We start from the raw sequence: 17,767 nt of genomic DNA, 5'->3' as shown, positions 1-17,767 counted from the left end.
CATACCACACCCCCGTAATGCCCGCGGCCCCGGCGGCGGCCGGGGGGCCCATCGGGCGCTCGCCTCCTCAGAGCAGGCGCGACAGGAACGTCTTGGTGCGCTCGTGCTGCGGGTTGGCCAGCAGCTCGCGTGGCGGACCCGATTCGACGACCACACCGCCGTCCATGAACACCAGTTCGTCGGCGACCTCGCGGGCGAAGCCCATCTCGTGGGTCACCACGATCATGGTCATGCCGGAATCGGCGAGTTCGCGCATGACGGTGAGCACCTCGCCGACCAGTTCGGGGTCCAGCGCCGAGGTCGGCTCGTCGAACAGCATCAGCTTGGGGTCCATGGCCAGCGCCCTGGCGATCGCCACGCGCTGCTGCTGCCCGCCCGAGAGCTGCGCCGGGTAGGCGTTGCGCTTGGCGGCCAGCCCGACCCGTTCCAGCAGTTCCTCGGCCCTGGAGATCGCGTCGGCCTTGCGCAGGCCGCGCACCTGGGTCGGCGCCTCGATGATGTTCTCCAGCGCGGTGCGGTGCGGGAACAGGTTGAAATGCTGGAACACCATCCCGATGTCGCGCCGCTGGATCGCGGCCTCGCGCGGGTGCATCTCGTAGAGCTTGCCGTTCTTCTCCCGGTAGCCGACGAGATCACCGTCGACGTAGAGCCGGCCCGCGTTCACCTGCTCGAGGTGATTGATGCAGCGCAGGAACGTCGACTTGCCCGAGCCCGACGGCCCGACCAGGGTCAGTACCTTGCCGCGCGACACCTCGAGCGAGATGCCCTTGAGCACCTGCAGCGCGCCGAAGTTCTTGCACACCCGATCGGCCAGCACCATCGGCGGTGCGGCCTTGTCCAGTTCGGTCATTTCGCCTTCACCGCCGCCTGCGCCGTGGCCAGTTCCTCGAGCTGCTTGGCCGTCAGCTGCCGGGTGGCACCGCGCGAGTAGTAGCGCTCCAAGTAGTACTGCCCGACCATCAGCACGCTGGTGATCGCCAGGTACCAGGTGGCACAGACGAGCAGCAGCGGGATCGGCTGGAAGTTCACACCGTAGATGTCGCGGGCGCGACCGAACAGGTCGGTGCTGAGCGGGATCGCCGTGACCAGCGAGGTGGTCTTGAGCATGCCGATCAGCTCGTTGCCGGTGGGCGGGATGATCACCCGCATGGCCTGGGGCAGCACGGTGCGGCGCATGGTCTGCGTCCACGACATGCCCAGCGCCACCGACGCCTCCCGCTGCCCCTCGCCGACGGAGTTGATGCCGGCGCGCACGATCTCGGCCATGTAGGCGGCCTCGTTGAGGCCGAGGCCGAGCACCGCGAACAGGAACGCCGCCTGCAGGTTCTGCACGTCGAACTCGAAGAACTGCGGTCCGAACGGGACGCCGAGATGGATCTGCTTGTACAGCGAGGGCACCAGGCCCCAGAACACCAACTGCACGAACACCGGGGTGCCGCGGAAGATCCACAGGTACACCCACGCGGTGGTGCGCAGGACCGGGTTCGGGGACAGGCGCATCACCGCGAGCACCGTGCCCAGGCCCACCGCGATCGCCATGGCGAGCACGGTGAGTTCCAGGGTGACGATCGCGCCCGCGGTGATCCGGCTGTCGAACAGGTACTTGCCGTAGGTGTCCCACCGGTAGGCGGGATTCGTCGCGGCACCGTAGACGAACAATCCCACCAGGATGAGGATGACTGCCGCCGCGATCCAGCGGCCCGGCCTGCGCAGCGGGACCGCCTTGATCGGTTCGGGTTCGGTGCCCGGTCCGGGCACCTCCACCGTGTTGTTCTGCTCGGTCACGTCAGCTCACTGCGCCGTTGATCACCGAGGTCTTGATCTGACCGTCCTGCACACCCCAGTTGCTGGTGATCTCGCCGTACTTGCCGTTGTCGATCAGGTGCTGCAGCGCCTTCTGCAGCGACGCCGCCAGCGGGGAGCCCTTCTGCACGGCCCAGCCGTAGGGCGCGGAGTCGAACAGCGGACCGGCCGCCTCGATCTTGCCCTCGCTCTGCTTGATCGCGTACGCGGTGACCGGCGAATCGGCCGACATCGCGTCGACCTGGCCGAGCATGAGCGCGTTGGCCGCCGCGCTCTGCTCGTCGAAGGGCTTCATGTCGATGGCCGGCTTGCCCTCGGCGACGCACTTGGCGCTCTTGGCGGGGATTTCCTCGGTGTGCTCGACCGTAGTGGCCTGTACGGCGACACGCAGGCCGCACGCATTGTTCGGATCGACGGTTTTCCCGGTTTGCTGGGCCCACTGGATACCGGCGTTGAAATAGGTCGTGAAATCGACCTGCTGCTCGCGTTCGCGCGAATCCGTGATCGAGGACATACCCACGTCGTAGGTGCCCGCCTGAATCGCGGGAATGATCTTCTCGAAGGCGGATTCGACGTAGTCGACCTTCAGTCCGAGCGTCGTGGCGACCGCGTCGAGGAGGTCGACATCGAAGCCGATGATCTTGCCCTCGGGGTCTTTCCATTCGTTGGGCTGATAGGGCACGTTGACGCCGACGACGAGCTTGCCTGCCTGCTTGACCTTGTCGGGGACGGCCGCGGCGAGCGCGTCGACCTTCTCCACCGATACCTTCGTCACCGCGGCGGTGTCACCCTCGGTGTTGCTGGCACAGCCACTCAACACCAGGGCGCCACCGGCGACCGTACACAGCAGCCGCACGGCGCCGCGGCCGAGAACAAAACGAACAGACAAAGGAGCCTCCACATTTCACGTCGACGCCGGCCACGTGTCAGCGCCTGTTTGGCAATGTATGCGAACCGGACACAGCGTGGTGCGACAGTAACCGAAGATTAATCAGCGAATGTGAAAGGGGTCCCTTCACCTGCGGTGCACGCGCGCGCGGACCTGTTCGGTGAATTCGCTGGTGGAAGCCAGACCGCCCAGATCCGCGGTCGCCGTTCCGGCCGCCAGGGTGGCCGCGACGGCCCGGGTGATCCGCTCGCCCGCGTCGTGCAACGCGCTATCCCCCTCGCGAACCGCCAACCAGCGCAACAACATCGCCGCCGACAGCTGTAGCGCGGCCGGGTTGGCGCGATTGCGCCCGGCCAGCCCCGGCGCGGCGCCGTGCACGGCCTGGGCCATGGCCTTCGTGTCGGAGCAGTTCAGCGACGCGGCCATGCCGAGCGACCCGGCCAGCTCGCCCGCCAGGTCGGACAGGATGTCGCCGAAGAGGTTCTCGGTGACGATCACGTCGTAGTCGCCCGGCGTGCGGACCAGGTGCGCGGCCATCGCGTCGACGTGCTCGTCGTCGACCCGCACGTCGGGATACTGCGCGGCCACCTCGTAGCAGACATCGCGGAACAGGCCGGTCGTCATCGGCAGCACATTCGCCTTGTGCACCACGGTGACCCGCTTGCGCCGCCCCCGGGCCAGCCGCAGCGCCTGGTGCGCGATCCGCTCGCACGCCTGCCGGGTGATCACGGCCACCGCCATCGCGACGTCGGCTGTCGGCCGGAACTCGCCGGAGCCGGCGAACATGTTGCGGTCGGCGTAGAAGCCCTCGCTGTTCTCGCGCACGATCACCAGATCGATGTCGGGCGCGCTCGCGCGCACCCCGGCGAAGGCGGCGGCGGGCCGGATGTTGGCGTAGAGGCCGAGGCGCTTGCGGATGGCGCCGCCGGGCGCGACCCGCAGCTCGGCCGGATAGGAGGCGTTGTCGTGCGGGCCGAGGATCCAGGCGTCCAGCTCGTCGAGGGCCGCCAGGGTCTGCTCGGGCAGCGGGTCGGCGTGCGCGGCGATGGCCTCGTGGCCCATCAGCAGCGGCACCCAGTCCACCGGTCCGAGCCCGGCCGCGCCGATCGCCTCGTCGACGACCGCGCGCGTCGCCGCCACCACTTCGGGGCCGATGCCGTCGCCGTCGATCACTCCGAGCCGCACGCTCGCCTTCGTCGCGTTCACGGTGTCCATCCTCGCGCCTGCGGTCGCCGGAGCCGCCACGGGGACACGCCGAAGCGACTACTTTCTGCAGAGCATGGTGCAGTCGGTGGAGTTGCTGCTGGACGAGCGGAGCGAGGACGCCGTCCGCGAGCAGTGGGCGGCGCTGGCGCGCGCGGGCATCGGCAGCCCTCGCGGTGAGACCCATCGTCCGCATGTGACGGTCGCGGTGGCGCGGGAAATCTGGCCACGGATCGACCGCGCGCTGGCCGGGCTCGCGTTCCGGCCGCTGCCGATCCGGCTCGGTGGGCTGCTGGTCTTCGGCGCGCGCAGGCCGATCCTGGTGCGCGCGGTCGTGGTCACCGAGGACCTGCTCGCGCTGCACCGGCAGGTCGACGACCTGGTCGACCCCTGCCCCGGCATCCCCGCGAACACGCGCCCCGGCGCCTGGACGCCGCATGTGACCCTCGCCCGGCGGGTGCCGCCGGACCGGCTCGGCGCCGCGATCGACGCCGTCGCCGCCGACCACGATTTTCCGGCCGTTGTGGTGGGCGTTCGCCGCTGGGACGGGGACGCCCGCCAGGAGCGGGTGATCCTCGGTGGAAGATAGAAGGACGCCACGGCGTTACAGCCGAGGAACCGACAAGGAGAGGACGTCATGGCCACCCAGACGCTGACCCAGCAGAACTTCGACGAAGTCATCACCGGAAACGACGTGGTCCTCGTCGATTTCTGGGCTTCCTGGTGCGGTCCGTGCCGCAGCTTCGCGCCCACCTACGAGGCGTCGTCGGAGAAGCACTCCGACGTGGTGTACGGCAAGGTCGACACCGAGGCCGAGCAGGGACTCGCCGCCGCGGCGAACATCCAGTCCATCCCCACCATCATGGCCTTCCGCGAGGGCGTGCTCGTGTTCGCCCAGCCGGGCGCGCTGCCGCCGGCCGCGCTCGAGGACCTGGTGACCCAGGTGAAGGGTCTGGACATGGACGAGGTCCGCAAGCAGATCGCCGAGCAGGCCGCCGCCGAGTAAGAACTCGCACGGCGCACGAAACGTCAAGGGCCCGTTCACCTTCCGAGGTGAACGGGCCCTTCGCGGTGGTATCCGCTCAGCTCGCGAGCAGGTTGACGCAGGAGATCATCGCGCGCACGGTCGACTCGGCGCCGCCGGCGGTCATGGCGGCGGCCCAGCCACGACGGCCGTTGACCTCGCACTGCACGAAGGTCGCGATGCCCGCGGTGGTGCGGCGCTGGTGGAACCGCAGGATCTCGAGGGGGTAGCCCTCGTCGTAGAGCGCCGAGGTCATCGCGGCGACCGGGTTACCGGCCGAGATGACGGTGCGCAGGTGGTCGGCGAACTCCAGGGTGGCGGTGAAATCCGTTCCGGAGCAAGTGAATTCGCCGAGTGAAAGCGGTCCCTCGATGCGGGTGTACCGATCGAGGAATTGGGTGGGAGTCAGGTTGTCGGTCTCGGCGCGCAGGCCCCTGGGGGCGGCGTCGAACAGGGCACGGTCCAGTGTCAGCAATGTCATTGCAGGTGAGGTCTTCCCGAAGATGGTCTTCGTTGGCAGGTGGGGACCAGCAGAACAATGAAAATCAGCCCGCAGCGAGGGGGCCGGTCCGAATCAGACCCCGCTACGGCGGGTTACTACGAGAAGAATCTGCCGGGTGGCTGCCCGCGCGGTCTGCACAGCAGCGGCCGCGCTGTCGCGGTCGGCGACTAGCAACGCGGCAAAGCGGTCGGCGGGATTCGGCACGACAACGACTGTAGGGCGATCGTCGCGGAATCGCAACCTACATACCGTTCCGACGTGTCTACCCGTGAGTACCATCACCGCAGCTCAGCGGGCACTCCCCCCGCGCCGGTACCGTGGACGCATGGGCACTGTCTTCGCCATGACGATTCCCGGCCTGGCGATCCTGCTGATTCTGCTGGCACTGGTCGAGGTGGTCGTCAACCGGTTGACCGGGACCAGGTTCCTGCCGTGGACGCGCAAGCGCACCGGACCCGCGGTCGCGGCGACCGGCTTCGAACATCTCACGGCGATGTTCCAGGGCTCCAAACACCACGAGTTCGAGCAGCGGCAGAGCACGCTCATGCACCGCGAGACCCCGTCCGAGGGTGCGCCGCCACGAGATCGCGTCGACCTCACCGGCGGCTCGGCCTCACTCGTCGCCAAGCACCGCTGACGCGAATCCGTCAGCACACCAGCGTATTTCAGCGGGCGGGCAGGCGGTCGACCGAGCCGAGCGCCCTGGCGACGCCGTCGACATCCAGCTGCACCCGCAGGCCGCTGGGCCGCAGGCTCGTGCGCAGCACCACCTTGTCCCCGGTCATGACCGGGCCGACGTGCTCGACGATGGCGCGATACGGGAGCTGATGCCGGTCGGGATGGGCGGCCAGGGCCTCCTCGACGGCTTCCCAGTAGACGGCGTTGTTCACGTGGCCGAGCCGGTCGACATCGGTGACGCGCAGCGGGAACGACGTCGCCTCCACCTCGGAATCGTCCAGTTCGGTGAGCGCGGCCCGCCAGCGCAGCCGGTGTTCGGTGGTGCTGGCCAGCATCGGCGCCATGAACGCGTCGCTCATCCTGGCCGGGCGTCCCGCCACCGGGTCGATGTGGATGAGGAACGCCGCGGCCTCGATGTGCCCGCCGCGCTCACCCTTCAGCTGGATCCGCATATCGCACCAGCGGTTCGACAGGGCATCGGCCCACCGGCGCAGCTGGACGCGGTCGCCGAACATGATCGGCTCGTAGACGTCGATGACGGTGCGCCGCACGATCCAGGCCTGGTGGATGTCACCGTCCTCGACCGCGTCGAGGTGATCGAACCCGATGTCCTGCAGGTAGCGGGCGACGGCGTCCAGGCGCAGCCGGTCGTCGCCGTCGGTGTCGCCGAGGCGCACCGGCCACGACACCGCGAAGGCCTGCTCGATATCCGGGCAATCGGGCAGCGGGGTCGCGATGACATCGGCGGGCATGCCCCGATGCTGCCACACTCCGACCCCGGCCTCGCGTCGTGGCGGGGCGCGTCGCGCGGGCTCAGGCGCGCTCGGCCGCCGCCTTGATGCCCTCGACGTGCGTGCTCCACATGCCGCGCGCGTGCTCGGCCTCGGCCGGGCTGGCGTTGTTGTCCTGGCTCAGTGTGAGGTGCGTCGAGCCGTCGTCACCGGTGAGCTCGTAGGTGAGCGTGTGATAGTTCTCCGGTACGTCGGGCTGCCCGCTCAGCGGGCTGTAGTGCGTCATCCGCAGCAGGTGCCCCGGCTCGACCGCGAGGATCTCCCCGCGGTCCTCATAGGACCTGCCCTCGTACTCGCCCTGCCAGACGATCGGGCTGCCCGGTTGCCAGTCGGTGCGCACCTCGGCGCCGAACATGAACCGGCGGATCTCGGCCGGATCGGTCAGCACCGCCCACACCCGCTGCGGAGCGGCGTTGATCTCGGTCTCCGCGGTCGCCACGAATCCGGTCATGATGCTCAACTCCTTCCGTCGACCACCCTCAACCCTACGACCGCCGGGCCCCCGACGTCTTGGACAAACGCGTCAGTTGGACTCAGTGGGCGGCGGCGTCCCAGCTGCGGCCGGTGCCGACCGAGACGGTCAGCGGGACCGAGAGGTCGATGGCCGAGGACATCTGCTCGCGGGCGAGCGCCTCCAGCGCCTCGCGCTCGCCCTCGGCGACCTCGAAGACGAGTTCGTCGTGGATCTGCAGCAGCATCCGCGAGCGCAGGCCCGCTTCGCGAATCGCGTTCTGCACGTTGATCATCGCGACCTTGATGATGTCGGCGGCGGTGCCCTGGATGGGGGCGTTGAGGGCCATCCGCTCGGCGGCCTCGCGGCGCTGCCGGTTGCTGGAGTCCAGGTCGGGCAGGTAGCGGCGGCGGCCGAACAGGGTCTGCGTGTAGCCGACCTTGCGGGCCTGGTCGACCACGTCGGACAGGTAGTCGCGGATGCCGCCGAAGCGGTCGAAGTAGACCTCCATCTGCTCCTTGGCCTCGGCGGTGCTGATCTTGAGCTGGGCCGACAGGCCGTAGGAGCTCAGGCCGTAGGCCAGGCCGTAGGACATCGCCTTGATCCGGCGGCGCATCTCCGGCGACACCTCCGACAGCGGGATGTCGAAGGCCTTGGACGCGACGAAGGTGTGCAGGTCCTCCCCGGAGTTGAACGCCTCGATCAGCCCGGCGTCGCCGGACAGGTGCGCCATGATCCGCATCTCGATCTGGCTGTAGTCGGCGGTCATCAGCTCGGCGTAGCCGGGGCCGACGACGAAGGTGTCGCGGATCTGGCGGCCGGTGTCGGTGCGGATCGGGATGTTCTGCAGGTTCGGCTCGGTCGAGGAGAGCCTGCCGGTGGCGGCGATGGTCTGGTTGAACGTGGTGTGCACGCGACCGTCGTCGGCGACCGACTTGAGCAGTCCGTCGACCGTGACCTTGAGCCGGGTGGCGTCGCGGTGGGCGAGCAGGTGCTCCAGGAAGGCGTGGCCGGTCTTCTCGAACAGCGACTCCAGCGCGTCGGCGTCGGTGGTGTAGCCGGTCTTGGTGCGCTTGGTCTTCGGCATGTCGAGCTCGTCGAACAGCACCACCTGCAGCTGCTTGGGCGAGCCGAGGTTGATCTGCTTGCCGATCACCTCGTACGCGGAGTTCGCGGCCTCGGTGACCCGGTCGGCGAACTGGCGTTGCAGCGATTCGAGCTGGGGGACGTCGACCGCGATGCCCGCCTCCTCGAGCACCCCGAGCACGCCGAGCAGCGGCAGCTCCATCTCCTCGAGCAGGGCGGTCGACTCGATCTGGGCCAGCTCGTCGTCGAGCGCGTCGGCCAGGTCGGCCACGGCGCGGGCCCGCAGCATCTGCTCGCGCGCGACCTCGGCGGCGACGGTGTCCTCGTCGTCGAGCAGCGACAGCTGGCCGGAGTCGCCGGTCTCGGCACGCAGCTCGCGCTTGAGGTAGCGCAGGGACAGATCGTCGAGGTTGAAGCTGCGCTGACCGGGCCGCACGAGGTAGGCCGACAGCGCGGTGTCGCTGGTGAGCCCGGCCAGGGTGAACCCGCGCCCGCGCAGGGCGTGCCCGGCCGCCTTGGCCTCGTGCAGCGCTTTGGGCACGGCCGGATCGGCCAGCCAGGCCGCGAGGGCGGTCTCGTCCTCGGGGGTGAGCACCGTCAGGTCGACGTAGGCGCCCTCGCCGTCGGCGGCGGCGAAGGCCAGCGCCTTCGCGTCACCGTGCACCGGCGTTCCGGTGCCCACGATCGAGAGACCGTGGCGGGCACCGGCTTTCGCGTGTTCGGCCAGCCAGTCCGCGACCGCGCCCGGCCCGAGCGCGGCGCCACTGATCTCGAAGCCCGACTCGGCCTCCGGTTCGGCGGAGCCGAGCGTCTCGAACAGCCGGTCGCGCAGCACGCGGAACTCGAGGTCGTCGAAGAGCTGGTGGATCTTCTCCCGGTCCCACGGCGCCTGCGCCAGCTGGTCGGGGGTGTAGGGCAGCGGCACCTCGCGCACCATCTCGGTGAGCTGACGGTTGAGCACCACGCTGGACAGATTGGCGCGCAGCGCGTCGCCGACCTTGCCCTTCACCTGGTCGACCCGATCCACCAGGGTGGCCAGGTCGCCGTATTCGCGAATCCACTTGGCGGCGGTCTTCTCGCCGACGCCGGGGATGCCGGGCAGGTTGTCGCTCGGGTCGCCGCGCAGGGCCGCGTAGTCGGGGTACTGCGCCGGGGTGAGCCCGTACTTGGTCTCCACCTCGGCCGGGGTGAAGCGGGTGAGATCGGAGACGCCCTTGCGCGGGTAGAGGACGGTGACGTCGTCGTTGACCAGCTGGATGGCATCGCGGTCACCGGTGACGATGAGCACCCGGAACCCCTGCGCGGCGGCCTGGGTGGTGAGCGTGGCGATCACGTCGTCGGCCTCGTAGCCGTCGATCGCCATCACCGGGATGCCGAGCGCGCCGAGGACGTCCTTGGTGAGTTCGACCTGGCCGCGGAATTCGTCGGGCGTCGCGCTGCGATTGGCCTTGTACTCCGGGTAGGCCTCAGTGCGGAAGGTCTTGCGGGACACGTCGAACGCCGCGGCCACGTGGCTCGGCTGCTCGTCGCGCAGCAGGTTGATCAGCATCGAGGTGAAGCCGTACACCGCGTTGGTGGTCTGCCCGGTGACGGTCTTGAAGTTCTCGGCCGGTAGCGCGAAGAACGCGCGGTAGGCCAGTGAGTGCCCGTCCAGGAGCAGCAGCGTCGGCCGCTCACCTCCCGAGGTGGTGGTCGTGGTCGATGCCTGCGCAGTCGTCGGTGAACTCACCCGGATGAGTGTAGGGACACCCACCGACACGGGCGAACGCCGCCGCGCCGCTCCACACATGGAGCGCTGGCGCGCTCGAGTCGCGGCCCCCTTGTGTCGCCGGGGGGGGGGCGGCGCGGCGGGGGGGATGGGGGTGGGGGAAGCACGACCCGCGCGGCGGGGGGCGGGCCCCGCCCCCCCCCCCCCCCGCCCCCGCCCCACCCCCCCCCCCCCCCCGCCCCCCCCCCCCCCCCCCCCCCACGGCCCGCGACCGCCGCTGACGCGGCGGACCCTCCTCGCGGTCGGGTCGTGCGGGGCCGGGTGGGTGTTCAGCCCGGCATGAGAGCCTGCCACTGCTGGAGGGTCTGCGGGCGCAGGACGTAGTTGTTCTCGCGGACCGAAGACAGTGCGGCACTGGGCTGTTCGGAGTACCAGTGGCCGGGGTAGACGACCGGGTTGCCGTCGAGGGCGGCGAGGTTGCGCAGGCTGCGGAACATCTCGTCGGAGTCGCCGCCGGGGAAATCGGTGCGGCCGCAGCCGTCGACGAACAGGGTGTCGCCGGAGATGAGGCGGCCGTCGAACAGGAAGCACTGGCTGCCCGGCGTGTGGCCGGGGGTGTGCAGGAGTTCGATCTCGAGGGCGCCGACCTTCACCTTGTCGCCGTTGTCGTGGCCGGTCAGTTCGCTGGGCGCGATCCCCGTGGTCTGGGCGACCCAGTCCAGCTCCTGCTTGTTCACGTGCACCGGGACACTGGTCTTCTCCAGCAGTTCGCGCACGCCGCCGAGGGTGAAGCCGAGCATGGTGCCGCCGACGTGGTCGGGGTGGTGGTGGGTGGCGAGCACGCCGGTCACGGTCATCCCGTCGGCCGCGGCCACGTCGACCAGGTCCGAGGCCTTGTACGCGGGATCGACCAGCACGGTCTCGCCGGTCTGGCGGTCGCCGATGAGATACGCGAAATTGCGCATCTGCGTGGCGATCGGATCGCCGACGGCGTAATCCCGGCCGGACAGCAGCTGGCGGAAGTAGAGGCGCTCGGAAGACATGGTCATCACCTTATTGCCACCGGTGTGCTGGCGGAGCACCCGAGTGCCGAAGAGTGCGGTGGTCTGTGGGACCACACAACCGCCGCGCCCGCGAAATTATGACTAATGCGGGTTTCACATTTTTCTGGTTTGGCTACCCTGTGAGCGAGAAACCAACGGCCGCAAGTGAAACCGTGATCTCGACGGCGGCTCCGAGCACATCGCCGGACAGGCCGCCGAAGCGCCGCACGCAGTGCCGCACGATCAGCACCGACAGCGCGAGGACCCCCGCGACCACGGTCGGGCCGAGCCAGAGGTTGCCGGGGACGGCGAACACCGCCGCGGCGACGGCGAGAAGCGGCCACACCGCCACCGGGCCCGGTGCCTGGGTCCCCGCCACCAGCGTGCCGAATCCGGAATCCGGCGCGGCCGCGATCCCGCGACGGCATGCCGGGACGACGGCGACCCGGCCCAGCGCCACGGCCAGCCCGAGCGCGAACCATCGGCCCTCGTCGGCGAGCGCGGCGAACGCCGCCGCCTGGACCGCGACAGCGAAGATCAGGGCCGCGACCCCGAAGGGGCCCGCGCCGCCGGACTTCATGATCTGCCGGGCCCGCTCGGGCGGACCGTAGCTGCCGAGTCCGTCGACGGTGTCGGCCAGCCCGTCCAGGTGCATACCCCTGGTCAGCAGGCCGAGGATGCCGACGGTGAGCAGTCCCGCCAGCAGGGTGGTGAGTCCGGCCGTCACCGACAGCCACATCGCCGCCGTGGCGAACCCGCCGAGCACGAGCCCGACCAGCGGCGCGAGCGCGATGGCGTGCCCGGCCGCGCGGCGATCCACCGCGGCCGGTCCGGTGATCGGCACGACGGTGAGCCAGGAGAACGCCAACCGCACGGCGCTCACGACGACTGCTCGATCCGGCGGCCGGTTCCCCGCGGCGGTGCGGCTCGCCGCCCGATCGTCGGCCCCGGCATGGTGGCGCCCGGTCGGTTCACTTGACCAGGTCGACGGAGTCCGGCTCGTCGGCGGTGCTCACGCCCGCGTCCGCGAAGGTCGACATCTCCGCGAGCGTCGCGACGGCGGCGCGCAGGATCGGCAGGACGGTGAGGGCGCCGGAGCCTTCGCCCAGGCGCATCTCGAGGTCGATCAGCGGTTCCAGGCGCAGGTGCTTCAGTGCCAGGTCGTGGGCCGGTTCGGTGGAGCGGTGGCCTGCCAGCCACCAGGCCTTCGCGCCCGCGGCGAGGTCCTCGGCGACCAGGGCGGCGGCCGTGACGACGACACCGTCGAGGATGACCGGGGTGCGCCGGGTCGCGGCCTGGGCCAGGAAGCCGGTCATGGCGGCGAAGTCGGCGCCGCCCGCGACCCGCAGCAGGTCGACCGGGTCCTTGGCGACGGGGCGGGCGCGGCGCATGGCGTCGCGGATGGCCGCGACCTTGCGGATCCAGCCCGCGTCGTCGACGCCGGTGCCGCGGCCGACGGCGGCGACCGGCTCGGTGCCGGTGAGGGTGGCGATCAGCACGGTGGCCGGGGTGGTGTTGCCGATGCCCATGTCTCCGGCGATCAGCACGTCGGCGCCGGCGTCGATCTCCTCGTCGGCGATCGCCCTGCCCGCAGTGAGCGCGGCGGCGATCTCGTCCTCGGTGAGCGCGTCCTCGCGGTCGATCGCGCCGCTGCTCCGGCGCACCTTGTGCTGGGCGACGGACGGATCGGTGTCACCGTCGACGGCGATGTCGGCGACCCGCACCGTCGCCCCGGCGACCGCGGCCAGCGCGTTCACCGCGGCGCCGCCCGCGAGGAAGTTCGCCACCATCTGCCCGGTGACCTCGCTCGGATACGCCGAGACGCCGTGCTTCGCGACGCCGTGATCACCGGCGAAGATCACGACGCGGGCCCGCTCGAACTGCCTGGGCGGGCACACGCCCTGGCACGCCGCGACCCAGTTGCCGAGCGCCTCGAGCTTGCCCAGCGACCCGGCCGGTTTCGTGAGCTGGGTCTGGCGCTGCTCGGCCGCCGCGCGCACCCGCGCGTCCGGGGCCGTGACCGGCGCGAATCCGTGAGTCACTTGCGAAGCCTTTCGACAGTGCTGCCTGGTGTCGGACACATCTTGCCCGGATCCCGGTGTGCCGCGCAGACCGACCCGGCCCCGATCGCTCCCACCGGCCCCACGACGGCGGCTCCACCGGTGTCGTGGGTGCTGCGCCGGAGCCCGGGGCTCACTTGAGCCGCACCGGCAGCCCGGCCACGATCAGGAACGCCTCGTCGCACGCCCGGGCCAGCCGCTGGTTGAGGGTGCCGATCTCGTCGCGGAACAACCGGCCGGACCTGGTCGCCGGGATGACGCCCATCCCGACCTCGGGGGAGACGATCACCAGCCGTGCGCGGTAGGCATCGACCGCCTCGACCAGCGCGTCGCACTCGGGGGCGATGGTGCCGCGCGGGGCGTCCCAGGCCGCCCGTTCGTCCAGGCGTGCGGTGAGCCAGGTGCCGATGTCGTCGAGCAGCGTGGCCGGCGCGGTTTCGGTGAGAACCGTTGCGGGCTCGGTGTTCTCGACCGTCGACCAGTGTGCCGGACGCCGCTCGCGATGTGCCGCGATCCGATCGGCGAAGTCGTGATCAGCGGGATCGAGGACCGCCGTGGCCAGGTACCGCACCGACGCGGCGTCCGCGAGCAGGTCTTCGGCGAAGGCGGACTTGCCCGAGCGCGCGCCACCCAGGACGAGGGTGCGCAGAGAGGTTCCGCTGGCAGGCATTCCAGCACGGTAGCAATCGGCGGCGCGCCGCCGCGCACCGTGGGCTCAGCCCACGCCCAGGGCGTCGAGGATCATCGGACGCGCCGTGGTGAGGGACTGCTGCCAGTAGGGCCAGGTGTGGGTGCCCTGGAGGATGTCGACCCTGGCCGAGATGCCGAGAGCGGTGGCGCGGTCGCGGAAGATGCCGGCGGCGGTCGCGCTGCTGGCTTCGAGGACCATCGCGTTGATCGTGTTGCCGATGCCGTTGGCCAGGTCGAGCTGACCGGGCAGACCGTTGCCGGTGCTGAGGTAGATCGGCAGGCCCCGCAGCCGTTCGGCCTGGACGGTGGCGTCGTTGCGGGCCCACGCGGGATCGCCGGCCGGGCCCCACATGTCGTCGACGTTGAAATTGCCCTCGTCGATCATGGCCGCGCGGATGGCCTGGTTCCACATCGGGTAGGTCGGATTGACGAAGCCGGAGAACGACCCGGCGAAGCGGAACTGGTCGCGGTGGTGGGCGGCCAGGACCAGCGCGGCGTTACCGCCCATGGACGCGCCGACGATCGCGTTGTTCGTGCGCGAGACGCCGTATCCGGCCAGGAATTCGGGCAGTTCGCGGGTGAGGAAGGTTTCCCACCGGTAAGTCGTGGCTTGCCGATTGGTGCTGCTCGGGCGGTACCAATCGGTGTAGAAGCTCGAGTGACCACCGACGGGGAACACCAGAGTCACGTCGTCGCCGGCGAATCGGCGCAGCGCGTCGGTGTCGGTGGTCCACTGGCTGTGCTCGGCGGGCGCGCGCAGCCCGTCGAGCAGATACAGCGCCGACGTTCCGCCCCTGGCGGCCCACTGCACCTGCACCTTGATCGGGCCCATGCTCGACGGCACCCACAGTTCCTCGAAACCGCCTGCCGGAGCGCGCGTCACGGGCACCGCCGCCGCCGTCCCGGCCACCGTGGCGGTGCAGACGAACACCACGGCGGTGACCGTGGTGAGAGCCTTCATCAGCCGTCCGACATTTCCCCGCCTGGCACGCAACACCAGGTCAGCACACCAAGCGCCGATGTCGCCGTCAAGCCGACCATGAGGGTCGACAGTCGCGCCGGTGGGGAACTGTGCTGTTCACCAATGGTTTCGCGCGATCGGGAAAAGGTCAGCTCGCGCGGTCCGGCGCCCCGAATCGGCGGCGGTACTCGGTGGGCGCGATGCCGACCTGACGCTGGAAGTGATGGCGCAGCAGCGCACCCGAGCCGAAACCGGATCGATCCGCGATGCGCTCGAGCGACATGTCGGTGGTCTCGAGCAGTTGCTTGGCGAACAGCACCCGCTGCGTGGTGAGCCACTTGACCGGGGTGGTCCCGGTCTCGGCGGCGAACCGGCGGGCGAAGGTCCGGGTCGACATGCTCGAGCGGGCCGCGAGCTCGTCGACGGTGTGCGGGTGGGCCAGGTTCTCGGTGAGCCAGCTCAGCGTGGTCGACAGACCCTCGGAGCGGCATTCGGGGACGGGCTGCTCGATGAACTGGCGCTGGCCGCCGTCGCGCTGGGGCGGAACCACCATGCGCCGCGCGATGCCGTTCGCGGCCGCCGAGCCGATCTCGCGGCGCACCAGGTGCAGGCAGGCGTCGATGCCCGCCGCCGTGCCCGCGCTGGTGATCAGATCGCCCTCGTCGACGAACAGCACGTCGGGATCCACGGTCGCGGCCGGGTAGCGCGCGGCGAGCGCGTCGACGTAGCGCCAGTGGGTGGTGCACTTGCGCCCGTCCAGCAGCCCGGCCTCGCCGGCGAGGAAGGCGCCGGAGCAGACCGTCAGCACGATCGCGCCCGCGTCGGCGGCCGCGCGGACCGCCTCGACGACCCCGGGCTGGTAGCTGTGGCCCTGGGCGAACGGGAAGGCGGGGATCGCGACGAGATCGGCGTGCACCAGCTCGTCGAGACCGTATTCGGGGGTGACCGTCACGCCGGGGCTGGTCGAGCGCAGCGGCTTGCCGGGCTCGGCGCCGCAGACCCGGAAGTCGAAGCCGGGTAGCCCGTCGGCCGTGCGGTCGAGCCCGAAAACCTCGCAGACCACGCCGAATTCGAACATGGCGAGCTTGTCGTTGAGCACGACGGCGACACGCGAGAGCATCAACCCATGCTACGTGGCCGAATATTTACGCACAATGACAGAGCTGCCACTTTCGGCTGAAAACTGATGAGCGCAAAATTTCTGCCATGGTTACTTTCTTGCTCGTCCTCGCCGCCATCGTCTTCCTCGCACTCGTCATCGGGCGCGGTACCGCGGGGTCGACCGGGGTCGTCGACCGCGACGCCCAGCGGATCGACGCCGAACTCGCCGCCATCGCCGGGTACGCCACCAACATCCGTCCGGGCCTGCACTGATACGCGAATGCCGTCCCACCCCGCGGGTGGAACGGCATTCGTCGTGTGTGGCGTCCTAGACGGCGTCGCCGGGGCCGACCCGCGGCTTGGGGGCGCGCATCTTGCGGATCTGCGAGGCGCGCACGAAGGCGTACCAGCCCAGCTTGAAGCCGGTATCGGTGGTGTCGGGGTAGCGCTCGATCACCCGGTTGTTCACGATCTTGCCGAGCACGAAGCCCTCGATGATCATGAACACCATCATGACCAGCATGGCCAGGGTGACGATGGTCTGCAGACCTGGCGCCACGAACATCGACAGGATCAGCACCAGCGCCATCGGCATGAACAGGCCGACCAGATTGCGGCGGGCGTCCACCAGATCGCGCACGTAGGCGCGGACCGGACCCTGGTCGCGGGGCAGCAGGTACTTGTCCTCGCCGGCCAGCATCCTGGCGCGGCGGTCCTGCACGGCGGCGCGTCGATCCGCGGCCGCGGCCTTGCGGTCCTCTTTGGTGCCCTTGGTGGCCTTGCGGCGCGCGCGGGCCTCCTTGGCGGTCAACGGGGCAGGGGCGACCGGGCCGCGGCGTTTGCCTTCGGCGTCACGCCTTTTCGGGGTCGGTCGACCCTTGCCCGGCGTGGTGGAAGCGGGTGCGCCGGCGGTCTGTTCGACGTCCGGCACCGAGGGGTCGACGGACTCGTCGATGGTGCTGGACTCGTCGCGACGAAACAATTTCACGTTCACCAGGCTATTCGATCGGGTCTGGCAGCGGGAAATGTGGTCACCTTCCGGTGCGGCCGGTCTCATCGAGCGTCCGGTGCGAGCTGGGTCACCCGCGCCGGGGGCGTAGTGTGGGGCGCACCACCGAGGTCGTGTCCACGCTGCGTGCCAGGGGTGGCAAAATAGGAATAGCAGCGGCCGCGACGGAGTTGGAATGAGTCGTGCGCTGTGCACCTGAGGTCCGTTCGACGGACTGACCGACTTAGGAGTGTCCATGACTGTGCAGAACGAGACCGCCACCGAGACCCACGGTGCGACGCTGACCGACGCTGCCGCCGCCAAGGCGAAGGCGCTGCTCGACCAGGAAGGTCGCGACGACCTCGCCCTGCGCATCGCCGTCCAGCCGGGTGGCTGTGCCGGCCTGCGCTACCAGCTCTTCTTCGACGATCGGGTCCTCGACGGCGACATCGTCGTGGAGTTCTCCGGTGTGAAGCTGGCCGTCGACCGCATGAGCGCCCCCTACATCCAGGGCGCCTCGATCGACTTCGTCGACACCATCGAGAAGCAGGGCTTCACCATCGACAACCCGAACGCCACCGGCTCCTGCGCCTGCGGCGACTCGTTCAACTGACGCACGACAGGTTGCGCTGAGGTGAACCACTGGGGGTAGCCGCTTGCTACCGTTGAAGTGCCGGGTGGGGGGGTGCCCGCCGTAGGGTGTTTTGGGGCCGAATGTGGGATGGGGCGGCGCGCCGGTGGGTTTGTGTTTGAGCGGGCCAACCCCCCCCCCCCCCCCAGCGATTTTAC

At 69.9% G+C, this 17,767-nt stretch carries 20 protein-coding genes; 5 read left to right on the top strand and 15 right to left on the bottom strand.

Annotated elements, in window-relative coordinates; all coding sequences use genetic code 11:
- Window positions 1–67: 67 nt before the first annotated feature.
- The 4 genes from QH270_RS20115 to QH270_RS20100 form a co-directional block, all read right to left on the bottom strand.
- A complete protein-coding gene (locus tag QH270_RS20115; protein WP_432420387.1) occupies window positions 68–820 on the bottom strand; it encodes an amino acid ABC transporter ATP-binding protein in 753 nt (250 codons plus the stop codon).
- 26 nt (window positions 821–846) lie between these two features.
- Window positions 847–1,785 (bottom strand): amino acid ABC transporter permease, encoded by a 939-nt coding sequence (locus tag QH270_RS20110; protein WP_280344725.1) that lies wholly within the window; start codon window positions 1,783–1,785, stop codon window positions 847–849.
- A gap of 1 nt (window position 1,786) precedes the next feature.
- Window positions 1,787–2,692, bottom strand: coding sequence for an ABC transporter substrate-binding protein (locus QH270_RS20105; protein ID WP_280344722.1), 906 nt, complete (start codon window positions 2,690–2,692; stop codon window positions 1,787–1,789).
- 126 nt (window positions 2,693–2,818) lie between these two features.
- Window positions 2,819–3,907 (bottom strand): isocitrate/isopropylmalate dehydrogenase family protein, encoded by a 1,089-nt coding sequence (locus tag QH270_RS20100; protein ID WP_280344720.1) that lies wholly within the window; start codon window positions 3,905–3,907, stop codon window positions 2,819–2,821.
- 64 nt (window positions 3,908–3,971) lie between these two features.
- Between QH270_RS20100 and QH270_RS20095 the strand changes: the two genes are divergently transcribed.
- Window positions 3,972–4,484 carry a 2'-5' RNA ligase family protein gene (locus tag QH270_RS20095; protein ID WP_280344716.1) on the top strand — a complete coding sequence of 171 codons (513 nt, stop codon included), beginning with the start codon at window positions 3,972–3,974 and terminating at the stop codon, window positions 4,482–4,484.
- A 48-nt stretch (window positions 4,485–4,532) separates the two neighbouring features.
- Window positions 4,533–4,901 carry a thioredoxin gene (trxA, locus tag QH270_RS20090; protein WP_280344715.1) on the top strand — a complete coding sequence of 123 codons (369 nt, stop codon included), beginning with the start codon at window positions 4,533–4,535 and terminating at the stop codon, window positions 4,899–4,901.
- Between the two features lie 76 nt (window positions 4,902–4,977).
- On the opposite strand, the gene QH270_RS20085 is transcribed toward trxA, so the two are convergent.
- Window positions 4,978–5,400, bottom strand: a complete 423-nt coding sequence (locus QH270_RS20085) for a 2-keto-3-deoxygluconate kinase (protein ID WP_280344713.1) — start codon at window positions 5,398–5,400, stop codon at window positions 4,978–4,980.
- A 346-nt stretch (window positions 5,401–5,746) separates the two neighbouring features.
- Between QH270_RS20085 and QH270_RS20080 the strand changes: the two genes are divergently transcribed.
- A complete protein-coding gene (locus QH270_RS20080; protein WP_280344711.1) occupies window positions 5,747–6,058 on the top strand; it encodes a DUF6191 domain-containing protein in 312 nt (103 codons plus the stop codon).
- 28 nt (window positions 6,059–6,086) lie between these two features.
- Here the strand turns inward: QH270_RS20080 and QH270_RS20075 are convergent, their stop codons facing one another.
- From QH270_RS20075 to QH270_RS20035, 9 genes are all read right to left on the bottom strand, one after another.
- Window positions 6,087–6,851, bottom strand: coding sequence for an acyl-[acyl-carrier-protein] thioesterase (locus QH270_RS20075; RefSeq protein WP_280344708.1), 765 nt, complete (start codon window positions 6,849–6,851; stop codon window positions 6,087–6,089).
- 61 nt (window positions 6,852–6,912) lie between these two features.
- Complete coding sequence (locus QH270_RS20070; protein WP_280344704.1) at window positions 6,913–7,341, bottom strand: SRPBCC domain-containing protein; 429 nt, start codon at window positions 7,339–7,341, stop codon at window positions 6,913–6,915.
- Window positions 7,342–7,423: 82 nt separating this feature from the next.
- Entirely contained in the window at window positions 7,424–10,156 is a 2,733-nt protein-coding gene (gene polA, locus QH270_RS20065) for a DNA polymerase I (protein WP_280344701.1), read from the bottom strand.
- A gap of 308 nt (window positions 10,157–10,464) precedes the next feature.
- Window positions 10,465–11,178 (bottom strand): MBL fold metallo-hydrolase, encoded by a 714-nt coding sequence (locus QH270_RS20060; protein WP_280344698.1) that lies wholly within the window; start codon window positions 11,176–11,178, stop codon window positions 10,465–10,467.
- 133 nt (window positions 11,179–11,311) lie between these two features.
- Window positions 11,312–12,061, bottom strand: coding sequence for an adenosylcobinamide-GDP ribazoletransferase (locus tag QH270_RS20055; RefSeq protein ID WP_280344695.1), 750 nt, complete (start codon window positions 12,059–12,061; stop codon window positions 11,312–11,314).
- A gap of 88 nt (window positions 12,062–12,149) precedes the next feature.
- Complete coding sequence (gene cobT, locus QH270_RS20050; protein WP_280344693.1) at window positions 12,150–13,220, bottom strand: nicotinate-nucleotide--dimethylbenzimidazole phosphoribosyltransferase; 1,071 nt, start codon at window positions 13,218–13,220, stop codon at window positions 12,150–12,152.
- Between the two features lie 151 nt (window positions 13,221–13,371).
- The gene (gene cobU, locus QH270_RS20045; RefSeq protein ID WP_280344691.1) at window positions 13,372–13,908 is read right to left on the bottom strand and encodes a bifunctional adenosylcobinamide kinase/adenosylcobinamide-phosphate guanylyltransferase; all 537 of its coding nucleotides are present in this window, start codon (window positions 13,906–13,908) and stop codon (window positions 13,372–13,374) included.
- 45 nt (window positions 13,909–13,953) lie between these two features.
- Window positions 13,954–14,889, bottom strand: coding sequence for an alpha/beta hydrolase (locus tag QH270_RS20040; protein ID WP_280344688.1), 936 nt, complete (start codon window positions 14,887–14,889; stop codon window positions 13,954–13,956).
- Between the two features lie 148 nt (window positions 14,890–15,037).
- Window positions 15,038–16,009 carry a helix-turn-helix domain-containing protein gene (locus QH270_RS20035; RefSeq protein ID WP_280344684.1) on the bottom strand — a complete coding sequence of 324 codons (972 nt, stop codon included), beginning with the start codon at window positions 16,007–16,009 and terminating at the stop codon, window positions 15,038–15,040.
- 86 nt (window positions 16,010–16,095) lie between these two features.
- Between QH270_RS20035 and QH270_RS20030 the strand changes: the two genes are divergently transcribed.
- Window positions 16,096–16,263, top strand: coding sequence for a hypothetical protein (locus QH270_RS20030; protein ID WP_280344682.1), 168 nt, complete (start codon window positions 16,096–16,098; stop codon window positions 16,261–16,263).
- Between the two features lie 55 nt (window positions 16,264–16,318).
- Here the strand turns inward: QH270_RS20030 and QH270_RS20025 are convergent, their stop codons facing one another.
- The gene (locus QH270_RS20025; protein ID WP_280344680.1) at window positions 16,319–16,978 is read right to left on the bottom strand and encodes a DUF3043 domain-containing protein; all 660 of its coding nucleotides are present in this window, start codon (window positions 16,976–16,978) and stop codon (window positions 16,319–16,321) included.
- A gap of 256 nt (window positions 16,979–17,234) precedes the next feature.
- Here QH270_RS20025 and erpA point away from each other — a divergent pair, with 256 nt between their 5' ends.
- Window positions 17,235–17,591, top strand: coding sequence for an iron-sulfur cluster insertion protein ErpA (gene erpA, locus QH270_RS20020; RefSeq protein ID WP_067496006.1), 357 nt, complete (start codon window positions 17,235–17,237; stop codon window positions 17,589–17,591).
- Window positions 17,592–17,767: the final 176 nt, after the last annotated feature.

The sequence above is a fragment of the Nocardia neocaledoniensis genome (assembly GCF_029868625.1).
Classification (GTDB): domain Bacteria; phylum Actinomycetota; class Actinomycetes; order Mycobacteriales; family Mycobacteriaceae; genus Nocardia; species Nocardia neocaledoniensis_A.
The sequence above is the reverse complement of the archived record's forward strand: the minus strand, read 5'-3'. Positions and strand labels throughout refer to the sequence as shown.